12 protein-coding genes are annotated in these 20266 nt (G+C 58.9%); 5 read left to right on the forward strand and 7 right to left on the reverse strand.

What is annotated here, in order from left to right:
* Window positions 1-82: 82 nt before the first annotated feature.
* From DBIPINDM_RS25420 to DBIPINDM_RS25430, 3 genes are read right to left on the reverse strand one after another with little or no spacing between them, the layout of a single operon-like run.
* Window positions 83-706, reverse strand: a complete 624-nt coding sequence (locus tag DBIPINDM_RS25420; protein WP_258581786.1) for an HD domain-containing protein — start codon at window positions 704-706, stop codon at window positions 83-85.
* A 5-nt stretch (window positions 707-711) separates the two neighbouring features.
* Window positions 712-1119 (reverse strand): Rieske (2Fe-2S) protein, encoded by a 408-nt coding sequence (locus DBIPINDM_RS25425; protein ID WP_258581787.1) that lies wholly within the window; start codon window positions 1117-1119, stop codon window positions 712-714.
* A complete protein-coding gene (locus tag DBIPINDM_RS25430; RefSeq protein WP_258581788.1) occupies window positions 1119-2204 on the reverse strand; it encodes an amidohydrolase family protein in 1086 nt (361 codons plus the stop codon). Before DBIPINDM_RS25430 ends, DBIPINDM_RS25425 begins: the two co-directional genes overlap by 1 nt.
* A 173-nt stretch (window positions 2205-2377) precedes the next feature.
* On the opposite strand from DBIPINDM_RS25430, the gene DBIPINDM_RS25435 reads away from it, so the two are divergent.
* A complete protein-coding gene (locus DBIPINDM_RS25435; protein ID WP_258581789.1) occupies window positions 2378-3223 on the forward strand; it encodes a LysR family transcriptional regulator in 846 nt (281 codons plus the stop codon).
* A gap of 412 nt (window positions 3224-3635) precedes the next feature.
* Here the strand turns inward: DBIPINDM_RS25435 and DBIPINDM_RS25440 are convergent, their stop codons facing one another.
* The 3 genes from DBIPINDM_RS25440 to DBIPINDM_RS25450 all read right to left on the reverse strand — a co-directional run bounded on the left by DBIPINDM_RS25440 (window position 3636) and on the right by DBIPINDM_RS25450 (window position 6448).
* The gene (locus DBIPINDM_RS25440; RefSeq protein ID WP_258581790.1) at window positions 3636-4451 is read right to left on the reverse strand and encodes an oxidoreductase; all 816 of its coding nucleotides are present in this window, start codon (window positions 4449-4451) and stop codon (window positions 3636-3638) included.
* A gap of 71 nt (window positions 4452-4522) precedes the next feature.
* Entirely contained in the window at window positions 4523-5824 is a 1302-nt protein-coding gene (gene fabF, locus DBIPINDM_RS25445) for a beta-ketoacyl-ACP synthase II (protein WP_258581791.1), read from the reverse strand.
* Window positions 5825-5869: 45 nt separating this feature from the next.
* Window positions 5870-6448, reverse strand: a complete 579-nt coding sequence (locus DBIPINDM_RS25450; RefSeq protein ID WP_258581792.1) for a TetR/AcrR family transcriptional regulator — start codon at window positions 6446-6448, stop codon at window positions 5870-5872.
* 129 nt (window positions 6449-6577) lie between these two features.
* Between DBIPINDM_RS25450 and DBIPINDM_RS25455 the strand changes: the two genes are divergently transcribed.
* The 3 genes from DBIPINDM_RS25455 to DBIPINDM_RS25465 all read left to right on the forward strand — a co-directional run bounded on the left by DBIPINDM_RS25455 (window position 6578) and on the right by DBIPINDM_RS25465 (window position 12771).
* Window positions 6578-7642 carry an efflux RND transporter periplasmic adaptor subunit gene (locus DBIPINDM_RS25455; protein WP_416361791.1) on the forward strand — a complete coding sequence of 355 codons (1065 nt, stop codon included), beginning with the start codon at window positions 6578-6580 and terminating at the stop codon, window positions 7640-7642.
* Window positions 7642-10752: an efflux RND transporter permease subunit gene (locus DBIPINDM_RS25460; protein WP_258581794.1), complete on the forward strand. Its 3111-nt coding sequence runs from the start codon at window positions 7642-7644 to the stop codon at window positions 10750-10752. The genes DBIPINDM_RS25455 and DBIPINDM_RS25460 overlap by 1 nt, the downstream gene beginning before the upstream one ends.
* 732 nt (window positions 10753-11484) lie before the next feature.
* Window positions 11485-12771: a pentapeptide repeat-containing protein gene (locus tag DBIPINDM_RS25465; protein ID WP_258581795.1), complete on the forward strand. Its 1287-nt coding sequence runs from the start codon at window positions 11485-11487 to the stop codon at window positions 12769-12771.
* Between the two features lie 585 nt (window positions 12772-13356).
* On the opposite strand, the gene DBIPINDM_RS25470 is transcribed toward DBIPINDM_RS25465, so the two are convergent.
* Window positions 13357-14328, reverse strand: a complete 972-nt coding sequence (locus DBIPINDM_RS25470; RefSeq protein ID WP_258581796.1) for a DUF4231 domain-containing protein — start codon at window positions 14326-14328, stop codon at window positions 13357-13359.
* A 777-nt stretch (window positions 14329-15105) separates the two neighbouring features.
* Between DBIPINDM_RS25470 and DBIPINDM_RS25475 the strand changes: the two genes are divergently transcribed.
* The gene (locus tag DBIPINDM_RS25475; RefSeq protein WP_258581797.1) at window positions 15106-19455 is read left to right on the forward strand and encodes a toll/interleukin-1 receptor domain-containing protein; all 4350 of its coding nucleotides are present in this window, start codon (window positions 15106-15108) and stop codon (window positions 19453-19455) included.
* Window positions 19456-20266 lie beyond the last annotated feature (811 nt).

Here is a 20266-nt window from a genome sequence, read left to right on the forward strand (position 1 = left end):
CCGCTATGGCGGAGCGATTTGAGCCCAACAATAGCTGCATCGGTTGGACTTCGGTGCCGGGCAAGACAACCGCCAATGTGTCCTACATTGCCAATCGCGCTGTCGCGACATGGTCGTCCGACATCGGAACACGGACACCGGTCCTGATGACTGCGGAACCATAGCTCTTGCGCGCGAACACCTCTTTCACCAGGGGCGCAAAGAATTCCAGCGGCTTGGTTGGATAATCGGGATCGAAGCTGGACTGGTCCCATTTCTCGCAGAATTCGGCGCAATCGTCGAAATAGGCGCTGTCCCGGAAGGCGTCGCGTTTGTGCGGATTGGCGCCGACATGCTCGCCGTAATAGAGCAGCTGGAAATCACCGTGGTTCTCGACCACCCAGGCACATTGCTCGCGCACGAACGGCCGGATGATGGCGGCGGCATATTCATCATGGTTGTAAGGCGCGTAGATGTCGCCGATGTCGTGCAGCAGCGCCGACACCACCCAGTCGATGTCGGCGCCGGCATTCCAGGCCCGCGTCGCGGCCTGCAGCGAATGGCCAAGCCGCGTCACCTTGTAGCCGGACAGGGATTTGTCGAGTTCGACCATGGCCGCCAGCAGCCGGTCGGCCGTGCCGGCGGCGTATTCGATCTCATGATCGGTCAGGAAAGCGTAATCCTCGCGGTCGCCATCCTTCATCTGCGTGAATTTTACCGTTTCCATTGTCGTCACCTTCTGCAACCAGAAGCCTGGCGGCCGAGTTCAAGATAGAGGTCTTCGCCGACGACCTCGACCGGAAATGTCCGCGCCTTGAGCCTGTCGTCGACGAGGCATTTTCCTGACCTGATCTCGAACTCCCAGCCGTGCCAGGCACAGCGAACGATTTCGCCTGCGCGCTCATAGACGAATTCCGCCCGGTCGGTCGGCCTGGTGGTTCCGCATACCGGTCCCTCACAAAGCCGGCCAGCCCGGTGCGGGCAAATGTTGAGCAAGGCGGCATAGCCGTCGTCGAGCTGGAATATGCCGATGCTCGTGCGGCCGAAGGCGACGATCCTGGGTTGCCCGATCGCGACCTCGTCGACCTTGCAGGCAAAGGTGCGGCCTCGGGCTGGTGCGGTTGCTGCCGTGGGCGTCATCACGCGACCCTCGCGCTGGCGGCGGGCGCCTCGATGCGCTTGTAGACCTCGAGCGCATTCAGCCCCATCACCTTGTCGCGCCAGGCCGGCGGGATGTGGATATTGGTCGGCGCGTCAAAGTCCCAGTGCGGATAGTCGGAGGCGAAAAGCAGCGTGTTCTGGCCATCCATGTGCTCCAGCGTTTCCCAGAGATGCCGGACGTTTTGCGGCTGTTCGAGCGGCTGGGTGCTGAAGCGGATGTTGCGGCGGCAATATTCCGACGGCAGCATCTTCAGCCACGGCGTCTCCTTGCGCAGCGCCTTGAAGTTGGCATCGAGCCGCCACATCAGCGACGGCACCCAGGACACGCCGCACTCGATGACGACGAAATAGAGGTCGGGATATTTCTCGAACACGCCGTTGGAAATCATGCTCACGACATGGGTCATAGCCGGCTGGCTGAGCAGCGCATGTGTTTCCCAGTAATAGGTCGTCGGGCCGCTGGCGATGGCATTGTGGTTGACGCCGCCCTGGCCGCCGAAATGGATGGCGAAGGGTAACCCGACTTCGGCGCAGGCCTCGAAGATCGGATGATAGAACGGATCGCCATAAGGGCGTTGCGAGCCGTGGCTCGCCAGCACCTGGACGATGTCCTTGTGGGCGCCAAGACGACGGATCTCGGCAGCGGCGCCGTGCGGATCGGTCGGCGAAATGATGATCGATCCCTTGAAGCGCCGGTCCTTGGGCAGCCACCAGTCGATCATGTAGTCGTTATAGGCTTTCACCAGCGCGTTGGCGTAGTGGTAGTTGGCCAGCGTCGAGGCTTCCAGCGGCTCGTCGGCGGTGAGGATTGCCACGTCGATGTCGTAGAGATCGAGGTGTTTCTCCTTCATGATCAGATAGTTGTCCTCCTCGGTCTGCGGCCGGATGTCATGCCGCGAAAATCCCTCGGGATGCAGCCATGGGCGGTGGCCGTGCGGAAAGCTTCCCGCCGGGCCCGGCTTTTCGCCACGAACCAGGAAGTCGCGCCAATAGGGTTCGAGATAGGGAAGCAGGACCTCGGCGCTGGACCAGTAATTGTGGACGTCGGTGTCGACGATGAACATGGATGGATGACCTGCCGCGGCGGATGTTTGAAAGATGCTGGAAATCTGCGCCTGAAGGCGATATCCGGCAACGCAATCCGGCATGGGATGTTAATCGAGGATTCCGATTAGCCATTGTCGGGCCGGGCCAAAAAGCTGTAGCCATTGCGAAGCTTTTGCGCTGGGTGGCCAAGATGCAGATCGAACTGCTCGACACGTTCCTGGACCTGATCGAGACTCGCAACTTCAACCGCACGGCGGAGCGGCTGGGCATCACCCAGTCGACCGTTTCGAGCCGCATCCGTTCGCTGGAAACGCTGCTCGACAAGCAGCTGTTCATCCGTGGCAAGAGCGGCACCGAGCCGACCGTCGCCGGCATCCGCTTCGAGGACCATGCGCGTGCCGTCAAGCTCAGATGGCTCGATGCCCGCCGCGAGATCCAGTCCGTCGGCAAGTTCGACCAGCTCATCCGCATCGGCATCCAGTTCGAACTCTACGAGCGCGTACTGGAGGGGTGGCTGGAGTGGGTGCGGACGACGCTGCCCAAACTGGCGATCTATGTCGAGATCGACTATTCGAACCAGATGATCCTGGATCTGACGACCGGGAGCCTCGACCTGGCGGTGCTCTACTCGCCGCAGCATCTTCCCGACATGCATTACGAGCAGATCGCCGAAGAGAATTTCGTCATGGTGTCGACGCGCGGTGTCGCGTTCGACGCGGTCACGCCGGCGGACTATATCCGCGCCAACTATTCCGCCTTTTTCAATCGCGCCCACAGGCAGATGCTGCCGGAACTGGAAAACGTCCCGGTGTCGACAGGAAATGGCGGCGCCGTCGCCTACCTGCTGCGAAGCCGGGGCGGCACAGCCTTCGTCACCGAAACGGTGGCGACGAAATTGCGGCAGGAGGGCGTGGCGCAGCTGGTTGCCGATGCGCCGAAGATCTCACATCCGATCTATTCGGCCGTGCATGTCAGGCACCACCATTCCCACACGCATCTGCGCCTGCTCAAGGCGCTCAAGCAGATGACGGCATAGTTCAATCGTCGCCAGGACGCCGCTTAGCGTGATATCGAGAATCGATGCGCTCCGCGTGGTCCTGGCTTTTCAGGTCCGGAATGTCGGATCAATCGAATCGAGCATGCGAAAGTGTGCTGCCCACTCCAGCTCAAGCCCACCGTCATCGAGCGCCATCTGATCGTTTTGCGAACCCACTCGCTGTGCGATGGACCTTGGGATCGCAACGACGTCCCTGCCCATTGACAGCGTTGCTCCTTCTGGGGCGCTGCCGCCGGGCAAATTTCTTATTCAGTGAGTTAGAACAGATTTTGGTAGCGGGAGAGCTATCGCCTTTTCCCACACTCATCAGATCGGCGCTTCCGGCTCCGTTGTCTTGGATGAGGATTCATTGTGAATTGCGCCCTCTACTCAATGTACACGTTGTTTATCGTCAAGCCGGCAGCCCCAGCTGTTTTCTTAGGCTCTTGTCGAAGGCGGACGCGGGGACGAAGCGTCGCAGGAAACTGACTTGGCGCGCCATTTTTCCCGCCGCATAGCGTTTCTTTGGAGTGGGATCGATCGCAGCGGCCAAAACGGTCTCGGCTACCACTTCGGGCGCGTCGCCTTTTTCCATCGATTTCCGAACGGATATAGTCATGCCAGCGCGCGCGGAGTCATAGATATCAAGCAACTGATCGGGGGCGGCGAGATTGTCCTCGAATGATGTACGGGTATAGGCGGGCTCCACCAACGACACGCGAATGCCGAACGGGCGCAATTCGTGATCGAGAGATTCGGAATAACCCTCGATGGCATGTTTGGTCGACGAGTAAAGCGCGAAATAGGGGGCGGGGATAAACCCCTGTACCGAACTCAAATTAACGATCCTGCCCTTCCCTTGGCGTCGCATTGTCGGCAACACCGCGTTGGTCACGCGGAACACGCCGAAGACGTTCACGTCGAACAGCGCCTGAGCCTGTGCGATCGAGGACTCTTCCGCGCCGCCAAAGAGACCCATGCCGGCATTGTTGACAAGCAGGTCGATGCGCCCGGCCTTGGCCAGAACGTCATCGACCATTTTCGCAACGGACGCGTCGTCGGTCACGTCACAGGCGAGCATGGTAATGCCACCGGAGTTTTCGGCGGCTCCGCGACGGCTGGTTCCGAATACGCGATAGCCGGCGCTTAGCAAGGCGTCGGCCGTAGCCCGCCCGATGCCGGAAGATGCCCCTGTCACCAGGGCGACGCCAGGATTGGTCTTGTTCATGGAAATCATTTCTTTCTTTGTGTTGGATCGAAGTTGGAGAAGCGTGAACGGTTGGCGTAAAGGGGTGCCAATCATGAGCGCTCCTGGCGCTCGCGTCGGGCCGCCGGGCCGGTCCAACGCCTGAACAAGGCGGTGGCATTCACGCCGCCAAAGCCGAAGCCATTGGAGATCGCGTATTCCATCTCCATTGGCCGGGGCTCGTTTGCGACGAAGTCGATGCCGTCCGCGGCCGGATCGGGAGCGCTCAAATTGAGTGTCGGCGGTGCCACCTGGTCCCTGATCGCCAGGATCGAGAAGATGGCAGCAAGGCCGCCGGCCGCTCCCAGCAGGTGTCCGGTCGCCGATTTCGTTGCGCTGACCGCTATCGCGAAATCGCGCCCAAACACGCTCTTGATCGCTTCGATCTCACCCAGGTCGCCGACTGGCGTGGAGGTCGCATGCGCATTGAGATGACGAACCTCGCGCGCCGAAATCCCTGCTTGCGCGATTGCGATCTCCATGGCCCGGCGCGCACCGCTGCCGTCCTCGGGACCAGAAGTGACGTGATGAGCATCCGCCGTCGTGCCGTAGCCGACGAGCTCGGCGAGCGGTTTTGCGCCGCGCGCCAGCGCGTGGCTCAACGCCTCGATGACCAGCACGCCGGCGCCTTCGCCCATGACGAAGCCGTCCCTCGATGTGTCGAAGGGACGCGAGGCTTGAGCCGGCGCCCAATTGAAGCCGGTTGAAAGGGAGCGTGCGGCAGCAAACCCACCGAGACTGACAGTATTCATGCAAGCTTCCGTGCCCCCGCACACGGCAATATCAGCTTCGTTCGCGCGGATGAGACGGGCCGCGTCGCCGATCGCCTGGATGCCGGCCGCGCACGCTGTCACTGGCGCGCCCAATGGACCTTTGAAGCCATGACGGATTGAGATCTGGCCTGCTGCGAGGTTCACCAGGAAGGACGGCACCGTAAAGGGCGACAGGCGGCGGGCGCCACGCAGGTCGACCGTGCGCACGGCTTCTGTGATGGCAGGGAAGCCGCCGACCCCCGAAGCGATGACCGTTGCCGTGCGCAGGCGATCCGTTTCCAAGGCAGGCTTCCATTTCGCCTGTGCAAGCGCCTCTTCCGCCGCCGCCAGCGCAAAGAGAATGAACCGATCTACCTTGCGCTGATCTTTCGCGGACAGGACGCCATCAGGATCGAAGCCAGCGTCGGGGTCTTCCTTCAACGAGGGAACCACGCCGCCAATCTTCGCCGGCAGATCTCCCACGACATCGTCCGGAAGCCTACGGATGCCCGAACGACCGGCCAGCAGGCGCGACCATGACGCTTCGACATTGGCAGCTAGGGGCGTGACCGCTCCCATGCCTGTAACAACAATCCGTCGCATCTATTCTCCTATCACCTGGTGCGCCGACAGCGCTGCCCACGCCGTTCAAGCGGCGGCTGCTTCGCGCACCTGACCGGTCGCCGCATCCAGAAAAGCCTGCGCAAGGTCGGGGTCGTTGACGACCCGCGAGAGGAGCACCGCGCCGACCATTGTCGAGAGAATGGTCATGGCCTTGACGCCGGCCTCATCATTGTCGGCCCCGCCAACCCAACTGCCGAGCATTTCAAGGTATTCCCTGATCCCGGCCTCGAATGACGCCTTCACCTCGGCGCCCTGTCTGGCAGCATCCGAGCCGAGCGCAACGACCGGGCAGCCGTCCATCCTCTCTCCGCGATGGTCCATGCTGAGATAGAATGACATCACTGCGTCGAGCGGACTCTCAGGGTTCGCCGCGGTTGCGGCCGACCACCGGTGGGTGGCGCTCTCCATCGCCCGCCTGGACGCCTGCGCTGCCAAGTCCTCCTTTGACGCGAATTGCTTGTAAAAGGCGCCCTGTGTCAGCCCTGCACCCTTCATCAGATCCTTGACGCCGATGCCGTCAAAGCCGCGCTCGCGAAAAAGGCGGCTTGCCACATTGATGACGGTCTCGCGGTTTTCCGCGGCTTGAATTCGGCTCACGCGCATCATTGCTCTCCTTTTTGATTGCGTTCGTAATCTATAATCGATATAGAAATCGAACGCAATCTAATTTGAGATGAGGCGACGAGCGTGAAAAAGAGAACCGTTATCGTGTTGGGATCGACCCTGACGGCGATGTCATGGGCGGCGGCATTCGCCACGTTTGCTACTCCTGCTCAGGAGGCTCCTTTGGTGACCGACCCAAGGCAGGAAGCCCCTTTCGTCAGACTTGTGTCGGCAGCGCCAGTGATCGGATCAGAGCGCGGCTTCACTGGTGTCATCGCGGCGAGGGTGCAGAGCAATCTCGGCTTTCGGGTTCCGGGCAAGATCGTGGAACGATTGGTAGATGTCGGTCAGGAGGTCAAAGCCGGTCAGCCGCTGATGCGGATTGACGATACCGATCTGCGCCTTGCGCTTTCGGCGAAACGCAATGCCGTTGACGCAGCGCACGCAACAGTCGTTCAGACAAAGCCGGATGAACGGCGTTACGCCAGCTTGCTCCGCGCCGGTTGGGTTACACCGCAGCGCTACGAGCAGGCGAAGGCTGCGATGGATACAGCCCAAGCGCAACTTGCCGCCGCCGAAGCCGACGCACGGGTCGCCGAGAACGAGGCTGCTTATGCAGTCCTGTTGGCGGACGCTGATGGAACGGTGGTTGAAACGCTTGGCGAGCCGGGGCAGGTCGTCGCTGCCGGCCAGCCAGTGGTCCGGACCGCCAAGGCGGGCCCGCGCGAAGCGGTTGTCGCGCTTCCCGAAACGATCCGGCCGGCGATCGGTTCGGCGGCCGAGGCCAGCGTGTATGGTGGCGATGAGCGTCGTTATTCGGCGCATCTACGGCAGCTGTCGGACTCCGCCGATGCCCAGACCCGCACTTATGAGGCCCGCTATGTGCTCGACGGCGAGGCTGCCACGGCACCGCTTGGCGCGACGGTAACCATTCGACTCGCAAGCCAGGTGAAACAGCCGGAGGTCCAGGTGCCGCTGGGAGCCGTGCTCGATGACGGCCGGAAGACCGGCGTTTGGGTGTTGGACAGCGCCACCTCGACCGTACACTTTCAGGCTGTCCAGCTTATTCGTGTAACCAGCGAAACCGCCGTGATCTCCGGTTTGAACTCCAACGTGCCCATTGTGTCGCTCGGCGCCCACCTCCTTCAGGAAGGCGCTCTCGTTCGGACTGGGTCCGAAAGCGGGAGCAACTGATGAGCTTCAATCTTTCCGCGATCGCCGTTCGCGAACGCGCCGTCACCCTGTTCTTCATCCTCCTGCTGGTGGCTGCCGGTGCCTACGCCTTCCTCATGCTCGGCCGGGCGGAGGACCCGAACTTCACCATCAAGACCATGACGGTCACGACGGCGTGGCCGGGCGCGACGGCGCGAGAGATGCAGGACCTCGTCGCCGAACCGTTGGAGAAGCGGCTTCAGGAACTGACCTGGTACGACCGGGTGGAGACGACCACACGGCCAGGTTATGCGTATATGACAGTCACGCTCAAGGACAGCACACCGTCATCAGCCGTGCAGGAGGAGTTCTACCAGGCACGCAAGAAGCTCGGGGATGAAGCCGGCAACCTGCCGCCCGGCGTCTTCGGCCCCTTCGTGAACGATGAGTATTCGGATGTGAGCTTCGCCCTTTATGCGCTGAAGGCCAAAGGCATGCCGATGCGGGAACTGGCGAGGCAGGCGGAGGTGATCCGCCAGGACCTCTTGCACGTGCCCGGCGTCAAGAAGATCAACATCCTTGGTGAACGTCCTGAACAGATATTCGTGGAGTTTTCTTATGCCAAGCTGTCAACCCTCGGCGTGTCGGCACAGGACATCGTCGCTGCCTTGCAGCGGCAGAACACCGTCACGCCCGCAGGCTCGATCGACACCCTGGGGCCGCGCCTCTTTATTCGGGTCGACGGCGCCTATGACAGCGTTCAGGCGATCGCAGACACGCCGATTGTCGCTGGGGGGCGGACGCTGAAGCTCTCCGACATCGCCGAGGTCAGCCGCGGCTATGAGGACCCTCCCACATACCTCATCCGGCGCCAGGGCGAGCCCACCATCATGCTCGCTGCGGTTATGCAGGAGGGCTGGGATGGTCGCGCGCTGGGCAAGGCCCTGGAGGACAGGACTGCCGCGATCACACAGACACTGCCGCTCGGCATGACGCTCGACAAGGTAAGCGACCAAGCCGTCAACATCACCTCGGCAGTCGACGAATTCATGTTGAAGTTCGCGATGGCGCTCGGCGTCGTGCTGCTGATCAGCTTGCTCAGCATGGGCTGGCGCGTCGGGATCGTCGTGGCGGCTGCCGTCCCTCTGACGCTCGCCGTCGTGTTCCTCATCATGCTGGAAACAGGCCGGTTCTTCGATCGCATCACGCTCGGCGCCCTCATCCTGGCGCTTGGTCTTCTGGTGGACGACGCCATCATCGCCATCGAGGTGATGGTGGTGAAGATGGAAGAGGGCATGGACCGCATCGAGGCGGCGGCCTATGCCTGGAGCCACACTGCGGCGCCGATGCTATCGGGAACGCTGGTGACGATCGCCGGCTTCGTGCCGGTGGGTTTTGCGCGCTCGACGGCCGGCGAATACGCCGGCAACATCTTCTGGGTCGTGGGGTTCGCCCTCATCGTCTCCTGGATCGTCGCGGTGGTCTTTACGCCCTATCTCGGCGTCAAGATGCTGCCCGCGATCAAACCGGTCGAAGGCGGTCACCACGCTATTTACGACACGCGTAACTATCGACGTTTGCGGCGGGCCATCACGTTTGCCGTGCGCCATAAGTTCGTAACCTGCGGTATCGTTGGCATCGCCTTCGCGCTTTCCGTCGTCGGTATGGCCGGCGTCAAACAGCAGTTCTTCCCGACATCCGACCGCCCCGAAGTGCTGGTGGAGGTTCGCCTGCCGGAAGGTGGTAGCATCGAGACAACGACCGCTGCGGTCGAGAAGCTCGAAAATTGGCTGGACAGACAGCCCGAGGCCAAGATCGTCACGAGCTATGTCGGTCAGGGCGCTCCGCGCTTCTTCTTCGCAATGGCCCCGGAGCTTCCTGATCCCGCTTTCGCCAAGATCGTCGTGCTGACCCCGGACGCCGAGGCGCGTGAGGCGTTGAAGAACCGGCTCCGAGAGGCGGTGGCGCAGGGGCTTGCACCCGAGGCGTATGTCCGCGTTACGCAGCTTGTGTTCGGCCCCTACACGCCGTTCCCGGTCGAGTTCCGGGTCATGGGACCCGATTCCACTCAACTCTACAGCATTTCCGAAAAGGCCCTCGACATCATGCGGAGCGTTCCGGATGTGCGGCAGGCCAACCGCGACTGGGGCAATCGCACGCCCGTGCTTCGCTTCGTCCCGGATCAGGATCGGCTGAACCTCATCGGCCTCTCGCCGGCGGAGGTGGCACAGCAACTGCAATTCCTCCTGACAGGCATCCCCGTTACGCAGGTTCGCGAGGACATCCGCAATGTCCCCATCGTGGCACGCAGCGCCGGTGGCGAGCGGCTGGATCCGGCGCGTCTGGCGGATTTCTCACTCGTGAGCCGAGACGGCCGCTCGATTCCGCTCGACCAGATAGGGCATTCGGAAATCCGTCAGGAAGAGCCAATCCTGAAGCGCCGCGACCGGACGCCCGTTGTCACGATCCGCGCGGACATCAATGAGGCGACCCAGCCTCCGGAGGTCTCCAAGCAGATCATGAAGGCCCTTCAGCCGTTGATCGCGTCCCTTCCGGTCGGCTATCGCATCGAAATGGGCGGATCAATCGAAGAGGCTGAAAAGGCCAACACCGCGCTGGGTAAGGTCTTCCCGGCTATGATAGCTGCCATGTTGATCGTCATCATGCTGCAGGTGCGATCCTTCTCAACGATGTTCATGGTCATGCTGACGGCACCGCTTGGCCTTGTCGGCGTCGTACCGATGCTGCTCACCTTCCACCAGCCCTTCGGGTTCAACGCCATTCTGGGCATGATAGGACTGGCCGGCATCCTGATGCGCAATACGCTGATCCTGACCGAACAGATCAAGGAGAACCGCGCTGCCGGCATTGACGACTATCACGCTGTCATCGAGGCCACGGTGCAACGCACACGGCCCGTCATCCTGACCGCACTTGCCGCCGTGCTCGCCTTCATCCCCCTCACGCACTCCGTCTTCTGGGGTTCAATGGCCTATACGCTGATCGGCGGAACGGCGGCCGGCACGGTGTTGATCCTGCTCTTCCTTCCCGCGCTCTACACCGCGTGGTTCCGGATCAAGCCGACCGCGGATGAGATCCAGGAGGTTTCGACGGAGGAACCGGAACAGCGACTAGCAATGGCTGCCGAATAGGGCATTGTTGTCGAGCCTCGTTTGTCTGCACGGGGCGACTGGCGGGTTCGTGTTGTCGATGTGAGTGAGAGCAATCAGTGGCTGACGGTAGCGGATGGCACGTAACCGATTGATCTTATTGATTGAAGTGGTAGAGGGAAGCGCCCTGGAAACCAACCTTCTCCAGTGCGAAAGCGCAAGTCACGGCGTCGGGAACAACGAACCTGTCTGCCGGGTCGAGGTTGTAAGCCACCGGGCATTATGCTTGGCGCGCTGTGGCCAGCGCAGCGGCAAGGCGTGGCCTTCGATCTAGGGCGTCGGCGCCCTTTCCGGTTTCGACCTCGGTGAACTCGAAGAAGAGCGTGATGCCTTCGGTCCCGTCGAAGCGCGCGACTGTTGTTCGTTGGGCTTCCAGTCCGAGTCCTATCGACCTACCGCTGCGTGGAGACACGATAGTGGGCGACATCATTCTTCATGGCCAATTCTCCGAGATGTGCAAACCGCAAACCGCCGTTTGCTCAAGCTAACACAAGAAGTTACCATAAGCACCACGCTGCACTGCACCATCGCCAAATAACCCCTCTACCGACGTCCGCTTTTTACGCCATTCCCGGACACTCTGTTAACTCCTTCCAGTAGGGCGTATCCACCCAGTAAAATAGAAACAGTGGTGAGTGTCTTATGTGGGTCTTTCCATGGAAAAAGAGGTTGTCGCCCGCTCGACGGCCAAGCGTACGGGAGAGTGAAGCAACAATGACCAGCGTTTCTCTGCCGCGCTTCCAATCGAAAACCGATTTGGCTGCCGCGGAGTTTGCCAATAACAACGGTCAAAGTATCTTACTGGCCAGCAAAAAGTTCGTGCCGCATGATGAGGAAGTCACTCGATATCTGTTCGCAATCCTAAGGCAGGGAGGAAAAGTTTGGAATTTATGGAGGAATAATAATAAAGAAGTCTATATCGATCTTCGTGGCATCTCGTTGCTTGGTATGGATATAAATTTAGACGGTGCTGATCTGAGCGAGGCAATGCTGCATGGCGCCAATTTTGGCGGCAAACAGCTCAATGGGGCCGATTTTTCGGCGGCGTATCTTTACGGGGCCAACTTTCAAAGTGCCAAGCTCAACAACGCGAATCTGTCTGGCGCATACCTCGAAAGTGCAGACCTAAATGTTGCCTCGCTGAGAGATGCGGATTTGCGCAGCGCCTACCTGGGTTGGGCATCTCTAATGATGGCAGATCTTAGCGGTGCAAATCTTCGAATGGCTACGCTCACTGCGGCATATGCACTTAGTGCAGACTTTCAGGGTTCCGATCTCAGAGAGGCTGATCTTAGCGATGCAGTGCTCAAGGAAGCGGTATTCACGAGTGCAAACCTAACGGCGACATCACTTGTTGGCGCTAGCTTGGTTGAAACAGATTTTACGGATGCCGTGCTAGACCGGGCTCGCGTTTATGGGGCGTCCGTTTGGCGGACGAAAATAGAGAACACGTCACAGAGCGACCTCGTTATTACACCGGATGGCGAGCCGATGTTGACCACAGACAATCTCAAAGTCGCGCAGCTGCTCTATTTGATGATCGCTAACGAAGAGTTTCGAGACGTTCTGGATTCGTTGGCGTCGAAGTTGGTGCTTATCCTAGGTCGCTTCACCAATGAGAGAAAAGTAGTTCTGGAGCACCTAAGAGCGCTCTTACGTGAGCGGAACTACATGCCGGTGATTTACGATTTTGAAGGGCCAAGCTCTAGGGATATCCAGGAGACTGTTTCGACAATTGCCCACATGGCTCGTTTTATAATAGCCGATATTTCCGATCCAAGGAGTATTCCGCAAGAGCTAATGTCTATTGTGCCTCACTTGCCTTCCGTTGCTGTTCAGACCCTAATCCAAGAGGGGCAGCAGCCTTGGGGGATGTATAGCGCCATAACAAGGTATCCCTGGGTGCTCAAAATCGTCGAATACAGGAATGCCAACCATTTGGTGGAAATTATGGATGATGTCATCTTGAGGCCTCTGGAGACCTTCAAGAGCGCTAGATGAGAGCAACGCGGCTAACGCAGCGCTGCTGCGGGATCAGAATTGGACCTTCAGGCCGGCCTGTCGCTTCAAAACGCGCCGGCCATACGCGCTGAGATACTACGCCGCAATTAGCTACACTGTGTGACCACCGGAAGGAGATGAGGCCTCCAGAACGTCTGATTAGTGGTTTGAAGAAATCGCGATGTTTGCTTAAGTGCCTGTCTACAGAACCGGCAGCAGGCCACTGGTGGCGAGCTATGCGCTGAGATACTACGCTGCAATTAGCTACCGTGTGATCACTGGGAGGAAAAAGCCTCCAGAACGCCCGATTAGTCGCACCAAGGGGTGGAGCTTACCTAGGGAGTTCGAGGAAATCGCGATTGGTAGCTTAGGTGCCTGTTCACTGAACCGCCAGGAGGCCAGTCTGCTTTCTCAAGGCAAGGCTTTTCTTGACCCACCTTAGTGAGCGTGGACTACAAGCGACCCGATACGGCCAACCCGATCATCTTTTCGGCGTTGGGCCGCCGCTAGGCTTGTGCGTTAGCGCGACGTCGGATTTTCCGTTGCTTTCCCCAGCGCGTCGTCAAACGAACGGCAACCAATTGATCAAGTCTTGCCGAATTTGGCGATCCAGCTGCTGTTCTCGATGGAGAGGATCGTCTCGCACCGCTCGACGAAGCTTGACCAGTCGGACGACGGCATGGCGAATGCCGAAAGGGCCTGGTTGAGTTCGTGGCCGAGCCGGCGAGCCGCTGCGCGGTAGGTCGCAACGAGAAAGTCATATCGCGAGGCTTCGATATGGGCGAGGATGGCACCGCCGATCGTGGTCAACACCGCTGTCAATGCCACGAAATCGAACGAAAAGCCGATGAAATTGGTTTTTCCCGCTACGCCTACGGCCGCAGTGACGATCGCGGCGACAAGCGACAACGTGAATTCGATCCAGCGAAGCGTCTTCGCTAAGCCGCCATATGTCGCAGCTCCGTCGTTGTACCATTTGATTTGGCTGTGGACGCGCTTTTCGACGTATTCGTCTGGAGATTGGAAGGGCGCGGTAGACGCGGAGCCCGGGCCTTCCTCCCGCTCCAGCAGTCCGATCAGGTCGTCGATGTCGTTTGCAATCTCCTCCTGCTCAGCGTTAAAGCGCACCTTCGCCTGCGCGGGATCGTCATAGGGCGCGGCCGATGCCGCATATTTGTAGATCTCGCGCTTCAAGGCCTCCGAAGCCGCGCGGATCCGCGTCCAGGCAGCGACCTGGGTACCACCGAGCAAGCGGGCGCTCAGGAAGCTGACGACGCCGAGGAGTACGGCACTGCCAACGGCGAGGGACAGACGCAAATGATCCTGTGCCGGTGGCTGGGGTGCTTGGATCTGGCTGGCGACTGCGGCGAGCAGGGCTGCGACCGCAGACAACGCAAGGGCGATCCAGCGTGTGCGATCGATCGTCTGCTTGAGCCGATTGGCAGTTCTGGACCAAGTTGACTGCAAGACGGAGGCTGAAGCGAGAGGCTCCATGACAATGTTCCCCTTCCCAGCCGATCGGCAGCGGCTGATCGCGTTGATGATCCCGAAGGTCATCGCTGCATCTTTGAATCAATCGTCGGAAGGAATATCGGCAAAGCACGTTTGTAAAGGCTTTTCCGTTGCTTCATGCCATGGCCGGCGCATAATCCGAGCCCATCTACGATTTGGGGGGATGCAACAGTCTGAGGCTACATCGGATGAAAGTGCTTTGGCTTCGAAGGAGCGGTGCTGTTCCTGAGCGATTCCGGCATCGACTGGGAGGGGCGCGGGAGCTGAAGCGGCGGATCGAAGCGAGCGTCGCGGCGCGCGAATTGGTGGTCGCGGGAGCTGAACGCTTGTGGGGGCGATGAGCAAGGTGTGCGGCGAGGGATAGCACGAGCGTTTTGTCAGCTACGCTCTGAAAACTAGATGGGGGGAACTAGAGGCCTACCCGTGAACTCGGACGAGCCGCGTTGTGATTTAATAGACGTTAGGCTTGGAATTGAACGGCAGCCCACACCGGCAAAAGCGCTGAAACGTCTTCAAATACTGGTTACGATTTAGTTCCCGAAATCGAGGCGATACGATACGTTGCTATGTACTCATAACTTCCTTCATTTTCTGTCGAGTTCGGCAGTGAATTGGGCCTTGAACGATGAGCGGAATTTTCATCAGCCATAGCGCACTCTGCTTCATCCGCTTGAGGCCGGAAGTCATCTTCCGCACGATGCGAGGAGACGGGCGGAGCGCCGACACGCCTTTGATCCGGACGTGTTCTGTAGTCGATGTCCCTTGTTTCTTGTCTAAGGAACATGCTTACAATCCTACGAAACCTTGATTTAAGAGGATTGTGTGGCGGCCATTTTTATCAGCCATTCCAGCAAAGACCCCGAAGCGGCCCGCGAAATTAACACTTGGCTTCGCAGGCAAAGTTTTGAACGAGTCTTTCTAGACTTCGATAAAGAATCTGGGATTGGTATTGGGGAAGATTGGGAGCGGCAGCTTTATGCAGCACTGGATCGTTGCAGTGCAGCCATCTTTATTGTTACCTCGTCATGGCTTTCATCGAAGTGGTGCTTTGTGGAGTTCGCTCAGGCGCGGGCCCTTGGCAAAACTATCCTTCCTGTATTTCTAACCCGCGATGACAGAAAGCTAGCTGGAGCCGAATTGCGAATGCTCCAGGCCGAGTTGTGGAACCGAGACGGTCGGGCATCCCTAGCGAGGCGTCTTCGGGCGATCGTTGAGGAAGTTGCCCAAGGTTACCACTGGGACTCTCGACGGCCGCCGTGGCCCGGGATATTGTCGTTCGAAGCGGCAGACGCTGGTGTATTCTTTGGCCGAGACCTAGAGACGATCGATATTGCGCAACGGCTTGAAGCTAAGCGCGTCCAAGGCGGCCCTCCGCTAACCTTTATCATCGGCGCTTCGGGGGGTGGCAAGTCCTCTCTGATGAAGGCGGGGGTACTGCCTTACTTAGGGCGGAATGCTGAAAATTGGATTGTTATCCCACCCTTCAAACCTGGTGCGCATCCTACGCGATCCCTGTTGAAGGCAGTTGCGATCGCAGGTGGGCCGGAAGTGGATTTGGCGGGCGGCGGTGCGCAAGAGCTCTTATGCGTCGCCGAACGGCTTCGGCGTAGAACCTCACGACAGGCAACGATTTTGATAGCGATTGATCAGTTTGAGGAGCTCTTCACTGTCGCGCCAAAATCGGAGCGTGAAAAGTTTTTCCAAGCATTGAAAATGGTCACCGGTCCGGCGTCGAAGGAACCGTTCCTGATCGTTGCGACTGTGCGATCAGACCGACTGGGTGATATTCTGGCGTCCGAGGAGCTGGTCATTCATCATGAGGCTCTGACTGTAGGATCAATGCCCGCAAGCCGTCTTCGAAGCGTAATCGAGGGGCCGGCTCGGGTCGCCTCGATACAATTGGGGCACGACGTCGTTGATCGTATCCTAGCTGACGTCAGTTCGTCGCCCGATGCGCTGCCGCTTTTGGCCTTCGCATTACGCGAAATGTATGAGCGCCAACCAAAGGACACCCCCCTGACATCTACCGACTACGAGCAGTTGGGAGATGCCAAGCTTGGTTTGCGACCGATGGAGAATGTCGTCCGGCGCAAGGCAGAGCAGACGATCGCTGGAGCGAACCCTACTGACCTTGAATTGAGGGCGCTCAAGGAAGCGTTTGTCGGCTCGCTTGTTCAAGTTGACGAGGAGGGGGCTCGAATGAGCCGTCCAGCGCCTCTACACGAATTGCCTCCTGTATCTCGACGCCTCATCGATGACTTGGTCCAGGCCAGGCTCCTGACGACGCGGGGATCTGAAGATCAGAAAGAAGTGCAAGTTGCTCACGAGGCTCTCTTACGAGCGTGGCCGCAACTGGCAGATTGGCTCACCGAGGAGCAAGATTTTCTGCTCGGTCGGCGGCAGATCGAAGAGGCTTCCCGGCTGTGGGCAAGCGCCCCACAAGAAGGAAAGGCCGAAGCTCTACTGTCGGGGTTGCTCCTTGAGCGCGCCCGGGACTGGTATTCCAACTATCCAGCGCGACTGTCGAGCGTAGAGGATTTTGTTTCGAAGTCGCTGCGGAAAAACTTCCTGCTTACAAAGCGAAACCGCTTGGTCAGGAGAACCGTGATTGTCGCCGCCGTCACAGCACTGCTTTTGCTGAGTGGGCTCAGCGCGTGGGCACTGTGGGAGCGATCGAACAAGAAGATCGAAGCAAGTCTGGCTAACAAGCACCTTATTCAAGCGCTGCAAACCCGATCCCTATTACTCGCTGACCTCGGCAGACAGAGTGCGGCACAGTTTGACTATGGGACAGCGATGTCGCTCGCCGTGGCGGCATTAACAGACCCAAACACCACCAAAACGATCGATTCTGCTGAGAGTGAGCGCGTCCTGCGAGATGCATTATGGAATCTCGTAGAGAGACATGTTCTCGCCGTAGGGGACAAAACTGCCGTTAATCTGGTGCTGTTCTCCCCTACCGGTGACAAAATCCTCACCGGCTCTAGCGATGGAGTGGCGCGCCTTTGGGATAGCGTTACCGGGCGACTGATAGCCAACATGATTGGGCATCCCACGGTTATTACGAGCGCCGTGTTCTCAGCAGATGGAACAGTGATCGCAACAGGTGACAGTAGCGGCGGCATGCGATTGTGGAGCGGCGAAAATGGAGCATTGGTTCGCGTGCTGAGGCCACATGACGACTACGTCACATCGCTTATGTTTTCGAAGAATAGCAAATATCTGGTATCTGCGTCATGGGACCAGACTGCGCGCATCGACGATCCGACGGGCGACGGCCGAAGCACAACGTTGCATGCTCGCCGAGGTCACTTGTGGGCCGCAGGCTTTTCTCCTGACGAGAAAACCGTTGTCGTCGGAGGAGAAGGGGGTGTCGACTTTTACTCGGTAGAAAATGGCCAGGTTTCATCGCGTTACGCTGCCCCTGACCTAGTTTCGGTTATGTACGTTGCCTTCTCTCCAAAGGGAGACGCGATTCTAACGACGGACCGCGGCGGGAGCGCCAGGATATGGGATGTCGCAACCGGCAAAATGCGCAGCGAGCTCCGCGATATTTCGGTCGCCTGTATCCGATGTGCAAGCTTTTCACCTGATGGAAGGCTCGTCGCAGCTGGTGGGACAGGTTCCATCGCAATCTTCGACCCTAATACAGGCACGGTCACGGCCAGAACTCGACTGCTTGATAGCAGTACCGATCATGTGAAGTTCAGCGCCGATGGACAGTATCTCTTAAGTGGCTGGTATGATGGCTCTGTTCGCCTCGATCGTGTCGTGGATGGATCAAGCATCGAAGTCGTCGGGGGTCATGTCGGAGGCGTAAATGACATCGATCTGACAGCTGACGCCCAGACCTTCGTTTCGGGCGGCCCGGACGGAGTGGGACGAATATGGGGGAGACTCCCTTTCGCAGGTTCCAGTTATGTTCCCTCGTCGAACCCAGTCACCTGGGCCTCTTATTCGCCAAACGGATCGACATTGGCCGTGGGGGAGATGATGACGGGCGCAAAGTTTGGTCCCGAGGGAGGATTGGCATTCTACAGGACCCATGAGCGCAACTACCAGACACTTACTCCACGCCATCATGATCAAATAAAGCTTGGTGGCTTTTCCCCGGATGGTCGGCGTCTTGTCACAATTTCAGAAGGCGACGGAGTATTCCTTCGCGGCGGACAACAGGTTCTTGAACCTCCGACAATGATTCTTTGGGACGTCGCGACTCGAAGGGAACTGGCGGTGCTTTTGGGCCACACCGATCGCATAAACGATGCTGTGTTTTCTCCCGACAGCAAATTGTTGGTTTCCGTCTCCAATGATGGATCGGCCAGACTTTGGGATACGACCAACGGAAAACCAGTTGCAACGCTTGTCGGTCATCACGGAGTTATCTACCGGGCTTTATTCTCCCCAGATGGGCGCAAGATACTTACGATTTCACAAGATCATACCGCGCGACTCTGGTCTCAAAAAGGTGATTTGCTCGCGGTTCTTGCAGGCCATCAAGGACCCGTTGGCGTCGCTGCGTTTTCCCCCGACGGTGAAAAAGTGGCCACCGGGTCAGACGACTTTGACGTTCGCATATGGTCGGCAAATGACGGCGCGCTGATTACAACGCTTTCGGGCAGCGGTGGCACAATCAGCGCAGTGTACTTCCCGCGGCCCGATCGGGTGGTCTCAGCTTCCACTGATGGTTTAGTGCGGTTGTGGGCAATTGGCCGTTCCCTGCCGCTCGTGACAAGCTACAAAAGAAGCTTCAACGGGGGCGAAGCGGCGGTATCTGACGATGGCTCGCTGGTCTCTATGAGCTGGGGAGATCATGAGGTGAGGGTATTCGGTTGCATCGATGGTCAACTCACCGCGACCCTTAGCGGCGTTACAGTCGGGCAGTTCCAAACCTTTGTCCCACGATCCAAGCTTCTCATGGTCACCAGCAACTACGGCATCCAGATCTGGCGATTGCCGGAGGGGGAATTGGTTGGTGAACGCGATCTGCATTTCGCTCAAGGTAACCATGTCTACGTTCCCGATTCGGGTGATCGTTTCGCTGGCATGGATGACGGCAGGTTGCATGATTTTGCAATCTGGCCAGAGATTTCCGAAATGCTTGCCGCAGCACGTCGGTACGCTACCCATGATCTTCACAATGACGAGCGGTATCAACGTTTCTTGAACTAGGCCGACACCGCCTAAGGAACCGGAGCGGACATTCAGGGCTTGGGAGACGCATCCCGCCCGCGCGCGATAGATGACGACAAACGGCTATCGATATCTTCTGGCGGGCAGGGCGCCCCACTGAAAATCCTCCTTGGCTCGCTCATCTTCCAAGCGGCTTCCGAGACAACTCCGCGAGCTCCTCTTCGATGGTAATGCCAGCCATAAAGTTGGCAATGATGCGGGAGGCACGCGCCTCTCGCTTTGCCTCGGTTTCACCCTCGAAATTGCCAGTCTCGAAAACCCGGCGAAGCAAGGCGGTCTTGTCGGGGGTGGACGTATCTCGGTGAATGGGCATGACCGCTACCTCTGATCTCGTTTTCCTAAAACATTCCAGTTAGCTAAAATATTCCGGAACTAGCTGCGACAGCTTGAACCGCGTCTGTGGCGTAGGTCTCATATGCGTAAAGGCGAGTTGATCCGAGGGCGGGCGGACAAGTCCACAACCCTGACGACGGACAGTCGAGATAAAGACCATGATCAAGGTCCATTTGCCAACCTCGTGCCCGGCGCAAACGATCATGCCGATCGCGCTTCTGCGTATCCATCGCCTCCTCACCTGAATGGCCGGCGAGACATGCTCCGGAAACTTCGAACCCCTCTCGTCAACCCATAAACATCTTCGGTCCGCGATCTGCATTTGCTTCCGGAGACGAGGCCGTGCGCCCAAAGGGGCGTACGGCTGGAAAATGGCGGCCAAAAACCGGGACCGGCGGCACAATTTGCCAAAGGGGTGCATAATAGCGGCTACTCTGGCATAACATCAGGATGCGCG

The sequence above is a fragment of the Mesorhizobium sp. AR02 genome (genome assembly GCF_024746835.1).
Taxonomy (GTDB): domain Bacteria; phylum Pseudomonadota; class Alphaproteobacteria; order Rhizobiales; family Rhizobiaceae; genus Mesorhizobium.

Excerpts from the sequence above, each read along its gene's own strand:
- DBIPINDM_RS25420 (WP_258581786.1), bottom strand. The coding sequence starts at position 706 with ATGGAAACGGTAAAATTCACGCAGATGAAGGATGGCGACCGCGAGGAT.
- DBIPINDM_RS25425 (WP_258581787.1), bottom strand. The coding sequence starts at position 1,119 with ATGACGCCCACGGCAGCAACCGCACCAGCCCGAGGCCGCACCTTTGCC.
- DBIPINDM_RS25430 (WP_258581788.1), bottom strand. The coding sequence starts at position 2,204 with ATGTTCATCGTCGACACCGACGTCCACAATTACTGGTCCAGCGCCGAG.
- DBIPINDM_RS25435 (WP_258581789.1), top strand. The coding sequence starts at position 2,378 with ATGCAGATCGAACTGCTCGACACGTTCCTGGACCTGATCGAGACTCGC.
- DBIPINDM_RS25440 (WP_258581790.1), bottom strand. The coding sequence starts at position 4,451 with ATGAACAAGACCAATCCTGGCGTCGCCCTGGTGACAGGGGCATCTTCC.
- fabF (WP_258581791.1), bottom strand. The coding sequence starts at position 5,824 with ATGCGACGGATTGTTGTTACAGGCATGGGAGCGGTCACGCCCCTAGCT.
- DBIPINDM_RS25450 (WP_258581792.1), bottom strand. The coding sequence starts at position 6,448 with ATGCGCGTGAGCCGAATTCAAGCCGCGGAAAACCGCGAGACCGTCATC.
- DBIPINDM_RS25455 (WP_416361791.1), top strand. The coding sequence starts at position 6,578 with ATGTCATGGGCGGCGGCATTCGCCACGTTTGCTACTCCTGCTCAGGAG.
- DBIPINDM_RS25460 (WP_258581794.1), top strand. The coding sequence starts at position 7,642 with ATGAGCTTCAATCTTTCCGCGATCGCCGTTCGCGAACGCGCCGTCACC.
- DBIPINDM_RS25465 (WP_258581795.1), top strand. The coding sequence starts at position 11,485 with ATGACCAGCGTTTCTCTGCCGCGCTTCCAATCGAAAACCGATTTGGCT.
- DBIPINDM_RS25470 (WP_258581796.1), bottom strand. The coding sequence starts at position 14,328 with ATGACCTTCGGGATCATCAACGCGATCAGCCGCTGCCGATCGGCTGGG.